Source organism: Cloacibacillus sp. (assembly GCA_036655895.1).
Classification (GTDB): domain Bacteria; phylum Synergistota; class Synergistia; order Synergistales; family Synergistaceae; genus JAVVPF01.
In genome coordinates, this window is record JAVVPF010000017.1 from 1 (window position 1) to 14,333 (window position 14,333).

The 14,333-nt window shown below is 56.0% G+C and carries 12 protein-coding genes; 4 read left to right on the forward strand and 8 right to left on the reverse strand.

Annotated features, from left to right (window positions below; genetic code table 11):
• The 8 genes from RRY12_06755 to RRY12_06790 all read right to left on the reverse strand — a co-directional run.
• On the reverse strand, positions 1–1,608 hold a 1,608-nt coding region (locus RRY12_06755), incomplete at its 3' end, for an SMC family ATPase (GenBank protein ID MEG2184360.1).
• Positions 1,605–2,738 (reverse strand): exonuclease SbcCD subunit D, encoded by a 1,134-nt coding sequence (locus RRY12_06760; protein ID MEG2184361.1) that lies wholly within the window; start codon positions 2,736–2,738, stop codon positions 1,605–1,607. The genes RRY12_06755 and RRY12_06760, both read right to left, overlap by 4 nt.
• 152 nt (positions 2,739–2,890) lie before the next feature.
• The gene (locus RRY12_06765) at positions 2,891–4,207 is read right to left on the reverse strand and encodes a TRAP transporter large permease (protein ID MEG2184362.1); all 1,317 of its coding nucleotides are present in this window, start codon (positions 4,205–4,207) and stop codon (positions 2,891–2,893) included.
• Complete coding sequence (locus RRY12_06770) at positions 4,204–4,794, reverse strand: TRAP transporter small permease (GenBank protein MEG2184363.1); 591 nt, start codon at positions 4,792–4,794, stop codon at positions 4,204–4,206. The genes RRY12_06765 and RRY12_06770 overlap by 4 nt, the downstream gene beginning before the upstream one ends.
• A gap of 93 nt (positions 4,795–4,887) precedes the next feature.
• Positions 4,888–5,259, reverse strand: coding sequence for a hypothetical protein (locus RRY12_06775; GenBank protein MEG2184364.1), 372 nt, complete (start codon positions 5,257–5,259; stop codon positions 4,888–4,890).
• Between the two features lie 231 nt (positions 5,260–5,490).
• On the reverse strand, positions 5,491–6,774 hold the full coding sequence (locus RRY12_06780; GenBank protein ID MEG2184365.1) for an acyltransferase domain-containing protein: 1,284 nt from the start codon (positions 6,772–6,774) through the stop codon (positions 5,491–5,493).
• Positions 6,737–8,098, reverse strand: coding sequence for a tRNA uridine-5-carboxymethylaminomethyl(34) synthesis GTPase MnmE (gene mnmE, locus RRY12_06785; GenBank protein MEG2184366.1), 1,362 nt, complete (start codon positions 8,096–8,098; stop codon positions 6,737–6,739). Before mnmE ends, RRY12_06780 begins: the two co-directional genes overlap by 38 nt.
• A 131-nt stretch (positions 8,099–8,229) precedes the next feature.
• A complete protein-coding gene (locus tag RRY12_06790) occupies positions 8,230–9,441 on the reverse strand; it encodes a PLP-dependent aminotransferase family protein (GenBank protein ID MEG2184367.1) in 1,212 nt (403 codons plus the stop codon).
• 251 nt (positions 9,442–9,692) lie between these two features.
• Between RRY12_06790 and RRY12_06795 the strand changes: the two genes are divergently transcribed.
• From RRY12_06795 to RRY12_06810, 4 genes are all read left to right on the forward strand, one after another.
• Positions 9,693–10,706, forward strand: a complete 1,014-nt coding sequence (locus tag RRY12_06795) for an HD domain-containing protein (protein MEG2184368.1) — start codon at positions 9,693–9,695, stop codon at positions 10,704–10,706.
• Between the two features lies 1 nt (position 10,707).
• Positions 10,708–11,604 carry an RluA family pseudouridine synthase gene (locus RRY12_06800; protein MEG2184369.1) on the forward strand — a complete coding sequence of 299 codons (897 nt, stop codon included), beginning with the start codon at positions 10,708–10,710 and terminating at the stop codon, positions 11,602–11,604.
• A gap of 48 nt (positions 11,605–11,652) precedes the next feature.
• Entirely contained in the window at positions 11,653–12,246 is a 594-nt protein-coding gene (locus RRY12_06805; protein ID MEG2184370.1) for a DUF1847 domain-containing protein, read from the forward strand.
• Positions 12,247–12,484: 238 nt separating this feature from the next.
• Positions 12,485–14,134, forward strand: a complete 1,650-nt coding sequence (locus RRY12_06810; protein MEG2184371.1) for a lectin like domain-containing protein — start codon at positions 12,485–12,487, stop codon at positions 14,132–14,134.
• Positions 14,135–14,333 lie beyond the last annotated feature (199 nt).

Sequence of the window (14,333 nt, forward strand, 5' to 3'; positions counted from 1 at the left end):
CTGTGCGCTCAAAAATTCTATGTTCTTATCGCGGTGTCTTGTGGCCGCCTCTTCGTAGGTCGCCTGTGCTGTAAGGAGCGTTGCATGCGCCGCGGCTATGGCCTCCGCGCTTGCTTCGTACCTGGCAAGCCGTGATTTAAGCGTCACAAGCTCTTCTTCCGCCGCCTTTGCGCATGAGGCTCGGTTGTGCGCGCGTTCAAGAGCTAGCTCCGCGCCTCCTGCTTCAAGCGCCTCTTGTTTGAGTGCGAAAAGCGCCTTTTTTTCCTCTGCCATTAGGTTTTCAAGCCGTTCTTTTTCACGCGCGCGCTCTCTTGCTCCCGCATCTGCCGTCTTTTGCTGTGCGGCAAGTTCTTCTCGCGCTTTTGTGAGCGCGCGCGCCTCCTCCGCAATTGCCGCGGCGCGCGCCGCCTGCGCCTTTACTTCCGCAAGCTGCGCCTCTTTTGCCGCCTTTTGCGACGGAGCCTCTTTTAGTTCAAGCTCTTCTGCCTTCATCCCCTCAAACTCTTCGACTGTTTTTTCAATCCGCGCACGCAGCGCGTCGGCCGTTTTTTTATCGTCTTCGATTTCGCGCCTGGCTGCGCCGTGTTTTGCGCGAAGCTCTTCGAGTTCGTCATAGGCTGGAAGTTCAGCCTTTATAGCCGATATTTCGGCGCTTAGCGCAAGGCGCTCCTCTGAACGCGCCTCTTCCGCAGCGCATAGGGCGGAGCACCGCAGCAGCTCAGCGTCGGCCTCTTCAAGACGTTTTTGCGCCGCGCGGAGGTTTTGCAGCGTTCTTTCCCGCGCTTCGGCGCGCGCCTTGGCGGCGTTCAATTCCGCAGTTTCGCCCTCTGCGGCCTCTATTTCGCACAGCAGCTGCCGCTCTGCTTCCTCGTCTTTTTTGATCAGTTCAAAGATCACAGAAAGCGCCTCTTTAGCGGAGGCTGCGGCCGCTTCGCCCAGCGCCTTTTTCTGGCCTTCGCCTGCGGCCTCTACTCCGTTTATATACTGCGTCAGAGACTGCCTGTGCTGCGCGCACTCACGTTCGCAGAAAGCGGCCTCCTCTTTCAGCCGGTTCTGTAATTTCTGGTAGCGGGTTGTGTCAAGCAGCGTCGAAAGCAGCGCGCTCCGTTCGTCCGTTGTGGCAAGCAGCATCTTCAGGAACTCGCCCTGCGCTATCATCGCTATCTGTGAGAACTGGTCGCAGCCAAGCCCGAGCAGCTCTTTTACCGCGCTCGTCACCACGGTTGAGCCGCTTTTGACGGAGCCGTCCGGCAGGCGCAGTTCGGCGGAGGCGTTCTCCGCCGTGAAGCCTTCCCCGCGTTTTTTAGGCTTCATGAAAGCGGGGCTGCGCCGTACGGTGTACCGCGCCCCGTCGAAGAGAAAGACAAGCTCGGCAAACGTTGGCGTCGCAGCCTCCGCGTACTTGCAGCGGAACATCTCGGCGCCGCGCGTCTTTCCGCTTGCCTCGCCGTACAGAGCGTAGGCTATCCCGTCGAAGATGGTCGTCTTTCCCGCGCCTGTGTCGCCGCAGATAAGATACACCCCGTCTTTGCCGAGCTTTTCCAGGTCTATGACGGTTCGCCCCTTAAACGGCCCGAAGGCCGAGAGCGTAAGTTTGAGCGGCCTCACAGCGCCTCACCCCACACTTCATCTATCAGTCCGGCAAGATATTTCGCCTGTTCTTCCGTTATTTCGGCGCCGTTTTGTTTTTGATAAAGCTCGCGGAAGAGTTCCACAGGGCTTTTGTCCGCCGCACGCCCTGGGCCTTCGCAGTCGTTTTCCGCGCGCGTGCGAAGGTTGTCGTAGTCAAGACGCATCAGGTTCGGATATATGACGCGAAGCTTTGCCGCGGCCTCAAAGACGTCCTCTTCGTCCGTAAGAGTGATGTGGAAGTAGTCGTTTCGCGCAAGCCCGCCGTAGAAGGAGCGTGCGGTGAGCTCTTCGTAGCTTCCGCGTATCTCGCGCATCTCCCGCATGGGCGAAAGCGGCTCCTCACGTATCACGAGCGAACCTTTTTCGCGCAGCTCCGCTATTGTGACGGATTTTTTGTGAGAGGCCTCCGAAAAGGAGTATTTGAGCGGCGAGCCGCAGTAGCGCACGCGGCCGCCGCAAAGCTGCTGCGGGCCGTGCAGATGGCCAAGCGCCGTGTAGTCGAAGCGGCTGAAAAGCGCAGCCTCCACGGCCTCTACGCCGCCTGCGGCCATATCCTCCGAGTCACAGCGCGCGCTTCCTGCGACAAAAAGGTGCGCGACGCAGACGCACCGTTCATTGCAGCAGGCCGCCTCTTTCAATATGCGCTCCGCAGCCTGCCGCGCGTCGTTTATTTCGTCGTCGGCAAATACCGCGCGCGCCTGCGCCGTCTTCACGAACGGGTACAGGTAAAAGCGCACCGCGCCGAACTCGTCTTCAAGAGTGACACACGAAAGCTCCCCAGAAAATACAGGGGAGATATGCACACCGCCGCGAGGCAGGATGCTTGCGCCGAAGGCGAGCCGTTCCGGGCAGTCGTGGTTTCCGCTTATTATGAGGACGGTCGTGCCCGTCTGCGAGAGCCTGCTAATGAAACGGTCAAAGAGCGTCACCGCCTCCGCTGGCGGCACAGTTTTATCGTAGACGTCGCCCGCTATGAGCACAGCCTGCGGCGCTTCGCGCTCTATGATTGCCGTTATCTGATCTAAAATATAACGCTGGTCTTCCAGCATGGAAAACTCGTTGACCCGTTTGCCGAGGTGAAGGTCTGAGAGATGTATTATTTTCATGAGCGTCCTCCGTAGCAAAAATGCGAATCACAGCAATAAACTATCGCCTAGATTATAACGTAAACGAAAGCGTCGCGCCGCGCTGAAAAAGAGAGCCGCCCGTTGTCGGGCGGCTCCAAAGAGACTGATCGGTAATTATTGTGTGCGCAGGTCTACCACGGCACGCCCAGTATGAAGTGCGGAAGAGCAAGCACTACCTTCGGGATGTACGCTGTGACGAGCAGCACAGGTATCCAGCAGAGCACCATGAGGGTGAGCGCCGGCTTCATTATCTCGTTGATAGGCGCGCCTCCGACGCGCCCGCTCAAATAGAGTACAGGGGCCGCCGGCGGCGTTATGCAGCCGAGCGCCGTGTTTACGCCTACAATGGCGGCGTAGTGGACGGGGTTGAAGCCGAGGTCAAGGATTATCGGCAGCAGTATCGGCGTGGTGAGCACGACGACGCTGATGTCGTCCATCAGCATTCCCATCAGCACGAGGAATACGTTTATCATAAGCATGACCACGATTGGGTCTTTTGAAATTGCATAGAAAAGATGCAGCACGCGGCCGGGAAGGTCTTCAAGTATGTAGAGGCGTGAAAGCATCGAGACGGAGTAGAGCATTATCATTATGACGCCCGTCGTTATCGAGCATTCGACGACGATGTTGAATAGCCCCTTCCATGAAAGGCCCTTGTAGATGTAGAGCCCTATCGGTATGCAGTAAAGCACCGCGAGCGCCGAGGCCTCCGTCGTCGTCATGATGCCGCCGTAGATGCCGCCAAGCACCATGATAGGCATGATGAGCGCCGGTATAGCGAGACGGCCGCGTTTCATGAACATGTCCATGCGTTCTTTGCCGCTGCGTTTCTGCTCGACAAAGACCTCTTTATTGTTGCGGAGCATCCAGACGTTGATGAGGCTGAGCAGGATTATCGTGATTATTCCAGGTCCAATTGTGGAGAGGAAGCAGGCAAGCACAGAGATGCCGCTTATCCACGCGAAGATGATGAGCGTCGCGTTCGGCGGTATGAGCAGTCCCAGCAGCGATGCGTTCGCCATCAGCGCGCAGGCGTGGCCCATTGGGTAGCCGCCGGCGCGAAGACGCGGGAACATGATTGCGCCGATGCAGGAAAGCGTTGCGCAGGCCGCGCCGCATATAGAGCCGAAGACCGCGCAGGAGACGACGGCTACGATTCCGAGGCCGCCCTTTATGTGTCCTACGAAAACGTCCACCATGTCTATCAGTTTTTCAGCGATGCGTCCGCGCTCCATGATGCCGCCGGCCAGTATAAACATAGCGATGGCGATGAGCGAGACGGAATTCATCTGCGTGAAGCCGTACGGCAGCAGCTGCGACGGCGGGTAGCCAACGCCTCCCACGCCTCCGAAGAATATAAGCCACGCGCATGAGGCCATGAAGCTTACCGGTACGGGAACTCCTATTGTGAGCGTCAGTATGAGAATCAGCAGGGCGATATAGATCATGCTGCTTCGCCTCCTTTAAAAAGTTTTTTGCCGGCGGAAATCATATCAAGCATGAAATACCAGCTCATTGAAAGCAGCCCGAGGAAAATCGAAAGATAAACGGTCCAGAGCGGGATGCGCCAGGCGACGGTCTTCGGCAGAGCGACAAAAGTCCCAAGCGGCCCCATGAAGCCGAAGATGAAAAACTCCCAGCCATACCATGTGAAGAGCAGCGTTACGCTGAAGGTGATAAAGGTGCGTACAAAGGTGAGGACCCTTTTTAAGGTTCCTTCTTTAAGATACGACTGCACGAGGTCGGCGGATACGTGCGTTCCGGCAAAGGCCCCGTAGCCGGCTCCCATGAAGTATAGCCAGAAGGCGAAGATCTTTATCCATTCCTCATAACCGTAGAGGTCCATCTCAAACGCGTAGCGCATGATGGTAGCGGCGCTGATGATAATCACCAGAAGCATCGCCATTACAAAACATACTATTGAATAGAAGCTTATCACAACTTTGTCAAAGAGATTCGACGGGCGTCTGAGAGAGATAGTCTCTTCCTCTGCAAGCAGCTCCATCATCTCGATGCGTTCTGTAGTTTCAGCCATTATAAAGGCCCCTTTCTTTTAAAAAGACAGTTGGATACAGAGGCTGTGAAAATACACAGTCTCCCTTACGGATAGCCGTCTTTTTCCGGGGCTTTATTCCAGTTTTTTGATTGTGTCGAGGTGGAGTTCTTCCTGAAGATTGTTGGTTGAGAGCGACGAAAGCCGCAGACAGGCGTAGATTTTAGGCGCGTCTGCGCAGAACGAGTCGGGAAGGAAAAGCCCCGCGCCGTCCTTTGACGCGCGCCGTCCGGCCTGAGCCAGAAAACTGAGCGCGGAGAGTGCAAAGGGAGAATTTTTTTCTAAAACGGAAGAAATTGAGGCGGTGGATTCTATCCTTACATCGCCAAAATTAAAGTCGGTGCGGATGTCGTTTAGGCCGTCGAAGCCGGCGACAATGGAGAGAAATATTACGGATACGAGAAGGCAGAGCGCTGATGTCTTAAGAAATCTGGTTTGATGTACCATTGCCGCATCCCCTCTCTATCCATTTTTGGACAACTGATATATTACAACAGTTTCCCTCTTTTGTGTAGGATTATATCCTCTAGGAAGTTGAGTGTAAAGCGAACTTTAATGTATTGCCATTTATGAATTATTGTTATGAACGCCCGATAAAAAGTTAAATAGGATTTTTGCGGCTTCGCTGCGATTTTTGCCTCCGCGCGCGGGAGCGTCGCGCGTTACGCGGCGAAGCTGTCACAGCGAGAGCTTCGCCCATTCTGTGCCGCTGACAAAACCGTTTTCCCACAGCGCCGCCATCGTCTCCATGATTCCCCTTTTAAAGCAGTAGGGCTGCGACTTGCCTTCGTGATAACGCGACATGGAGGAGGCGCCAAGCCACCTGCTGTTTGGGACGGAAGTTGCGCCGGGCGCCGCAAGCACGCGGTGGACGCCAAACTCCACAGCCAAAGCGCCGCCCTCTTCGCACTGCGCGCGCGCCGCACAAAGCGCCAAATCAAAACGAACGGCGCAGCGGCAGTGCGCCGCGCGCCAACGCGGAGACGAGGCGTCGCCCGCTTCCAGCGGGCGGCCGTCCAGCGACGAATAGACGGGGCAGAAAGGCGGAGAAAGCTTTGGGAAGGCAAGTTTTTTTATGCCGCTGAGCGCAGGCTCCATTACGCAGGAGTGCGCCGCGTTAGGCACTCTGAGGCGGTGGTGCGCAATTTTTGCCATCTCCATATCGCGTTCAGCCTTTATCATGGCCTCCGTTTTGCCGGAGAGGACTACTGAGGTGCCGCTGTTCACCGCGGCTACGGAGAGGCCTTCGTAACGCGCCGCAAGCTGCATGGCACAGCTATAAGAGGCCTCCATTGCAGTCATGACGCCCCTTTCTTTTATAGCGTCTATTAGCGCCGCGCGGCGGCAGACGAAGCGCAGGATGTCTTCAAAGCATGCCATTTTGGAGACGGCCATAGCAGTCAGCTCGCCCAGCGAGTGGGGCAGCATCATATCTGGCGCGGCGCCCCACGCCATATACTGAAAGGCCGCAGCCGCTCCGTAGACGAAGACGGCTATCTGTTCGTCGGCGCTCGTTCTTGCGCGCCCTCGCGCAAGAAGCGGATAGATCGAAAGCTCCGCCGCGGCGGGTTCTGATGAGACGACCGCCTCCGCCCTTGTCAGATATTCGCAAAAGACGGGCATGACGCGCGCCAGTTCGCGCGCCGGGACGGGGCCCGATGCGCCCTGCCCTGGAAAGGCGAATATCAGCGTTGAGGCCCGTGCCGTGGGCTGCGGTTCTTTTAAAAGCAGCGCCGCCTCGCGCGCGCTTGATGAGACTATGGCGCGCCGTAATTTTTTTGCCGGAACAAGCAGGCTGTTTTTAGAGATTTCAGAAAGCGAGCGCCGTCCCGAAAGCAGAAGTTCGGCCGCCTCAAAGCAGACTCTTTGAAGTTCAAACGGGCTTTCCGCCGAAAGCGTCACCGCAAGCGGCGGACTTTCCGTATTATTTTCCGACGCAGAAATTTCCGAATACTTTGTCAAGAAGCTCCTCCGCGGCGTCCAGTCCGAGCAGCGAGGCGAGGTGTCCGCGCGCCTCGGCGAGGCACGAGAGAACGAGGTCGCCGCCCGCCTGAGCCGTAAGCGCGGCCGCCGCCTCTGTCAGCGCGGATGCTGCGTTTATCAGGCATTCCATCTGACGGGCGGTTACGGCGCAGCCGCCCGAGAGGCTCTCGCCGCCCGAGACGGAGGCGATGATGAGTTCCTTCATCTCCTCTATGCCTGAGCCGGTTGCGGCAGAGACGGATATGACGGGGCTTTTCGGAAATTTCAAGCGCAGGCTCTCTTCGCAGACGACCTGCGGAAGGTCGCTTTTGTTGAGGACGATCACATGATTTTTGCCGGTGGGCAGCAGCTCCGCGCCGTTTTCTGAAAACGGCTCAGAGCCGTCCAGTATCCAGAGCACTACGTCCGCCTCCTCCATTGATTTCAGCGAGCGGCGCACGCCCATGGCCTCTATCTCGTCGTCAGTTGCGCGAATGCCAGCCGTGTCTATTATCCTGATCGGCAGTCCTTTGTGGATGAAGGTCTCTTCGATGCTGTCGCGCGTCGTTCCAGGGGTGGCGGTGACGATGGCGCGGTTTTCGCAAAGCAGCGCGTTCAGCAGCGAGGATTTTCCAACGTTCGGCCGGCCTATTATCGCGGCGCGCACGCCTTCGCGCAGCAGCATCCCGCTGCGGCAGCGCTGGATGAGCGCGGCGCAGTCGCTAGAAAGCGCCGTTAGGCGCAAGAGGCTCTCGTCCTTTGTGATGAAGCCTTCGCCCTCCTCGGGAAAATCAAGATCCACCTCAAGCGCGGCGGTGAGTTCCGTCAGCGCCTCCATGAAATTTTTTATCTCCGAGGTTAGGCTGCCTTGCAGCGAGCGCGCGGAGGCTTTAAGCGCCTCGTCGCTCCTTGCCTTGATTATCCCAAGCACGGCCTCCGCCTGCGCCAGGTCCATGCGCCCGTTTATGAAGGCGCGGCGCGTGAACTCTCCCGGCAGCGCAAGCCGCGCGCCAAGCCGGCACAGCTCCGCCACACAGCGCTGCGCCGCTATCAGCCCTCCGTGGCACTGTATCTCCGCGCTCTCCTCGCCAGTGTAGCTCCCGCCGCGCTCAAAACGGACGGCAAGCGCTTCGTCAAAGGGCTCGCCGTCCGCGCCGCAAAGCGAAACGAGCGTCATATACCTCGCGGGCTGGCTCTCAAAGGGCCGCTTTGATTTGAACATTTTGCCGGCAAGCGCGGACGACCCGCAGCCGGAGACTCTGACTATTGAAATACCGCTTTCGCCCCAAGCGGTGGCGACGGCGGCTATGATATCTTCTCTCATGGATCTCGCTCCGATTTATATAAAAGTCACTTAATGATAAACCATACGACGCGCGCGGTAAATCAGTGAAAAGAAAAAGCCGGAGGCGAGAGCCCCCGGCTTTGAAAATTTTATTTGGTCGCGCGGATGTTTTACAGCGACTTTATAGCCTCTGCGAGACGCTTTGCGCCCTCGTCTATCTCTTGTGGCTGTGCGAAGGTGAAACAGGTGCGCATGAAGTCGAGCCCCGTGTTTGGCTCCGCGTAGAAGGCGGGGCCGGTGACGAAGGCAACGCCGTGTTCTATCGCCTTCATAAAGAGCTTCTGGGAATCAATGCCGGGAACCTGGAGCCAGAAGAAGAAACCGCCCTCCGGCGTGTGATAGGTGGTGTTGGCCGGCAGATATTTTTTGAAGGCCGCGTCCATAGCGTCGCGTTTTTTTCCGTAATGCGCGATTATCTTCGGCAGGAAGCCGTCCAGATGGCCGAGGCGGCAGTATTCGTAGACGAGCGCCTGTGATACGACGCTTGTGCAGAGGTTGGTGCCCTGCTTTATCATCACCATCTTCTGGATGAGCGCGGGGTCGCCCACTATCCACGCCACGCGCGTGCCTGGGGCCAGTATCTTTGAGAAGGAGCAGGCGTAGACGACGCGTCCGCTGTTCTTTTTGTCGAGCGAGAATATTGTGGGGACGTGCTCGCCGTTGTAGCGCAGATGTCCGTAAGGGTCGTCTTCAAAGATCACGAGGTCGTACTTTTCGGCGATCTCAAGCAGCTTTTCGCGGCGTTCGAGCGAGAGCGTAGCGCCCGACGGGTTCTGGAAGTTTACGATAGTGTAGATGAATTTGATTTTATGCCCGTCCTTGATGCCCTGTTCGATGACGCCGGGCAGCAGGTCGACGCAAAGGCCGTCCTTGTCGCATGGCACGGAGAGAAAACGCGCGCCGCGGTTGCGCATCGCGTGAAGCGCGCCGGGATAGGTGGGGCCTTCGGCGATTATGGTATCTCCGTCGTTGAGCAGCACGGAGCAGAGAAGGTCCATGCCCTCCTGTGAGCCGGTGGTGATGAGCATCTCGTTGGCGCCGGTCTCACGGCCCATGCGAGGCGCCATCCATTTTGCGATGTATCCCTTGAGAGGTTCATAGCCGTCGGTCGCGCCGTACTGAAGAATATCCTTTCCCTCGCGCGTCAGGATCTGCGCGGCCTCTGCGAATTCAGCTACGGGAAAGACTGCGGGGTCTGGGTTGCCGCCCGCGAAGGAGATGACTCCGGGCGTCTTCGTATATTTTAGAAGCGCGCGAATTGGAGAAGGCTTAACATTTAACGCTATCTCTGAAAGTTTTGAATCCCAATTGATCGTGCCCATAAAAAATCCCTCCAAAATTAAGGTTTAATCGTATTATACACGTTTTCCCAAAACTAGGCGGCACGGACAACTGATGTATTAATTGTCCGCACCACGGCGTTCATCTTGCAAATAAGCGGCTCATAACGCGTACTTTTTTCAAGCCTTCATGAGAAAAAGATGTTATTATAAGCACGGCGGTTCTATAAAAGCTATAATTAAAAGCGAGAAAAGGCTATAAAAAAGGCTATAAACGGAAGGAAGACAAAACAATGAATGCAAACCTCCTGCTCAACAGCCAAGATCTGCGAAAACTCAAAGACGGCAACATATTCAAAGCCATCTTCGTAGTGAGCGCGCTTGCCCAGAAGAGCGATAAAAACGGAAAAACATATTATGACATAACGGTCTCGGATTCTTTTGGAAGCGTAGAGGCCAAGGTGTGGTCCGACGGACAGTGGCTCGATAAATCAGAGTCCTTGCCGCAGAACGAGGACGACAGGCTCGACGCGGATAAAATATTGCAGCTTATCGGCAAAAGCGTCGGCGTCAACGGGAAGGTGACGGAATACCGCGGGCTGCCTCAGTTCAACTTCACGAAGCTGACGCTGCTCAATCAGGAAAAATATACGCCGGCCTCCTATATGCCGCGCTCTCCGATCCCGGTCGAAGAGCTGCTTGCGCGCTTTGAGAAATTAAAGTCCGAGTGCGGAGGAGAGGCGGGGGAGTTCATAGCAAAGGTATTCGAGGGGGAGCTGTGGAACCGTTTCCGCGACTGGCCCGCCGCCGTCAGCCACCATCACGCCTACGCAAACGGCCTGCTTGAGCACACGCTCTCCGTCGCCGAGTGCGCGCGCGCCATGGCTTTTTCCATGCGGGAGGCCGGTTACGACGTCGACACGGACGTCGTAATAGCGGGCGCTCTGCTGCACGACATCGGCAAACTTGATTCCTACAAGATGATCTCCGTGCCTGAGATAACGATAGAGGGCGCGCTGCTCGACCATGTGGCGCAGGGCTACATGCGCTTCACGGAGCTTGCCGCGCGCTACGGCCTCGGCGACAAAACGCGTCTGCACCTCGCGCACATCATCCTGAGCCACCACGGACAGCGCGAATACGGCTCGCCCGTCGTTCCGGCCACGCCGGAGGCGATGATCGTCTCTTCATCCGACGAGCTGGATTTCAGGATGTTCTGCTGGAACGACTCCGTCAAGAACCTGAGCGACGAGCAGCCAATCTCCGCGTGGAACAACTCGACGCAGCGCAGGTTCTGGAAAAAGTAAAATGTCGAAGGAGCTCGTCATCTCCGCCGATAACGATGGACGCCGCGTAGACCGCGTGCTGCGCGTGCTCTGGCCACAGGTGCCGCTCGGCGCGATAATGAAGGCGATACGCACCGGCGAGGTGCGTCTTAACGGCAAAAAGACAAAGCAGGAGGCGCGCCTCTCTGAAGGAGACCGGCTGTCGCTGCCGTGGAGCGACGAGATGCGCGACGCCCCAGCCGCGCCAGCGCACGCCGCGCGGGAATATCCTCCGCTTGAGACGCTCTACAAAGACGATAAGATTTGGATAGTCAACAAGCCGGCAGGGCTGCTCACCCAGCCAGACGTGAAGGGCGGAGACTCTCTCATCACGCGCGCGCTTGCCGAGCTTAAATGGAGCCGCGCCGACTACAGCCCCGCAACTGTGCAGAGGCTTGACAGAAACACAAGCGGCGCGGTCGTCATAGCGCTGACCGGAGCCTCCCAGAGAGGCCTTGCCGAGCTTATAAGGCTCCACAAGATACGCAAGATCTATCACGCCGTCGTCGAAGGGCAGACGGAGCCCGAGGGGCGCATAGAGCTGCCTCTGCTCAAAGAAAACTCGACAAACACGGTAAAGCCCGACGTAAGCGGCCAGCCGGCTCTTACGCTCTATAAAAAAATATCAAGCGCCGGCTCAAACTGCGTAGTCGAGGCGGAGCTGGTGACGGGGCGTCCGCATCAGGCGCGCGTACACCTTGCGGCGATAGGACATCCGATAGTCGGAGATACGAAATACGGCAAAGGTTCCGGCGCGAAAAGGCCGCTGCTGCACGCCTACAAACTCATCTTCCCAGACGACGCGTCGCTTCCGGCTGAACTCAGGAAAAAAACGATAACGGCGCCGCTGCCGCCCGATATCTTAAAATACGAAAACTGACCGCACCCATGGCTTCGGGCCGGCCTGAATGTAAGGAAAGTGCTGCCAATGAGATGTGACCTGTGTAAAGAAAAACCGTGCGGCGAGGGGACGCCCTGTTCTGTTTGCGACGCCTCCTCGCTGTACGCGGACAGCGAGGAACACCGCGTCATGCGCGCCGCCTCAGAGGTTGAGGCGGAATACTATGGCGAGAAGAACCGCATAGAAGAAATAATAATCTTCGCGCAGAAGATGGGATATAAAAAAATCGGAGTCGCCTTCTGCAAAGCCTTTTCGGAAGAGGCGGAGAAGCTCTGCGCGGTGCTTTCAAAATATTTTGAAATAGAAACGGTCAACTGCAAAGTCTGCGGAATACCCAAGGCGGAGATAGGCGCGATGGAGAGCGACAGGATAGGCAAAATATCCTGCAACCCGATAGAGCAGGCGAAGGTGCTAGAAGCGGCCGGCACGGAGCTGAACCTCGTGCTCGGCCTGTGCGTCGGGCACGACGCGCTCTTTTTGAAACACTCGCACTGTCTTGCCGTCCCAGTCGCGGTAAAGGACAGAGTGATGGCCCACAACCCGATGGGCGCGCTCTACTGTTCCGCCATCTACAAAAGAATGTTGAAAAAGGCCTGTAAAGACAACGAATGCGATGATTAAGGACTAAAAAACATTAACAATGCGCCATTGTAGGTGAGACTTCCACCGTGGCGCTTTTGTCTTTGCGGCCAGGATCCTATCGTTTTTTTGCCGTAAGCTCTGAAAGCTCTTTCATCTCCTTTGCGTAATTAAGCACCTTTACGTAAATGTTATATAAAAATATAACACATACAGCAGGACAATGTTATTATAATCTATGTTGAGAAGCACAATAATTTTAAACTGTAAGGATGATGTTATGAAAAATTTTGTCAGAGCTTTTGCTTTTTTTGTCTTCGTGACGGCGCTTGCGCCTTTGGCTGCGCAGGAGGCGCTGGCCTCGTCTCCGCTTAAAGCTCAGGAGCCTTCCGCTGCCTTTACCAAGTGGAACGGAGCCGTCCACTCTAAAGCATCAGCCCGAGCCAAACCCCTTTCTAAGGCGACGGATTACGGCTACGCGCCTTCTCCAGTCAACTGGAGCCATCTTGACAACGTAGCCTACGGCATCGGAGGCGCCGCCTCTTTGAAAAGGGCGGCCACGCTTCCTTCAAGCTATGATTTACGAGAGCGTATGCCCGCCGTGAGAAACCAGTATCCTTTTGGGAACTGCTGGACGCATTCTGCTATGTCGGCCACGGAATCCAACCTTATCACGAAAGGGCTTGCCAATTCTCAAGACGTTTTTCTCTCCGAATGGTATCTGACCTATTTTGGGTATAATCCTACCTCCGTTTTTCCCTCTTTTACCAATAGCAGTGGAGCCCCATATCACAGTGCGGGGGCCGACGACTGGAGGGCCGTTGCGCTTCTTTCCAGAGGCACAGGCGCTGTTTCTGAGGCGCTCTGCCCTACGCCTAAAGAACTCTCTGAGGTGTATGTTCCAGCTGAGATGAACAGAGGCTACAAGCTCCTAAACGCGCTCTATCTCGGCAACCTCATGAAAACAGAGGTCTCTGTCGTTCTTACACCAGGAAGAAAAGAAATGCTCAAAGAGGCGCTTATGCGGTACGGCGCTCTTTCTGTCGGGCTACTATACGAAGACAGCGCCTATGATAAAAAGACCTGCGCATTTTATTCCGGCGCACCCTATTCTAAGACGAACCACGCAGTGACTGTGGTAGGATGGGATGATGAGTATTCGTTTGATGCTGCGAGCCTTGATAAAAAGCCGGAAAAGCCGGGCGCGTGGATAGTGCGCAACAGCTGGGGCGCAGACTGGGGCCTTGACGGATATTTTTACGTCTCTTACGAGGAGCCGAGCCTGTGTGACGGCGTAGTCTACGACACCGCGCCGGCATTGTCAAAAGAGAATATCTATCAATATGACCCGCTTGGCACCGTCGGTTTTGTAGGGTACGGCGATAAAGCGAGCTTTGCCAATATGTTCACGGCAAAAGGGAACGAAGCGGTAACCTCAGTGGCCTTTTATACCTCCGCACCGGATCAGAAGTGCACGATACAGATATACACGAGGTGCGCCGCCTCTCCTGTGGACGGAAAGCTCGCTGCGACGCAAACTCTTTCTATAGGCGCTCCCGGCTATCATACGGTGGCCCTTGACACCCCCGTACGTGTGGCTAAAGGCTCGAAATTCTCAATAGTGGTACATACTTCGTCCGATAAGACGCCGTATCTTATACCGGCCGAATATGTGCTGGAGAATTACTCTGAAAGCGCCGCCGCAAACGCAGGCGAGGGGTGGATATCCCCCGACGGGGAAATTTTTGACGATATACTCTCAGACGACGGGATGGGAGCCGATTCCAAGGCAAGCGTCTGTCTCAAAGCCTTTACGGTGGACGACCCTGAGTCGTCAGGCGGCTGTTCCGCCGGAGCCTACGGCCTTATCTTGTTTGCCGCAGCAGTCCCGTTTGTCAGAAGACGCGGGCGCGGGAGGCCTATAAAATAAGGCGGAATTGAAACGAAAGCGGAAAAGCCGGCCGCTTCTTGACAAAAAGCGGCTCTATGCCTCATAATACCGGTTGTCGGGAAACCGAACTTCTATTATATACTTCAAATAAATTAAAAACAGGCGATACCTGTCTATTGACAGTTGTCGCTTTTTTGCTATAATTTCCATTTGTACGATTGTACATTCTCATCAAATT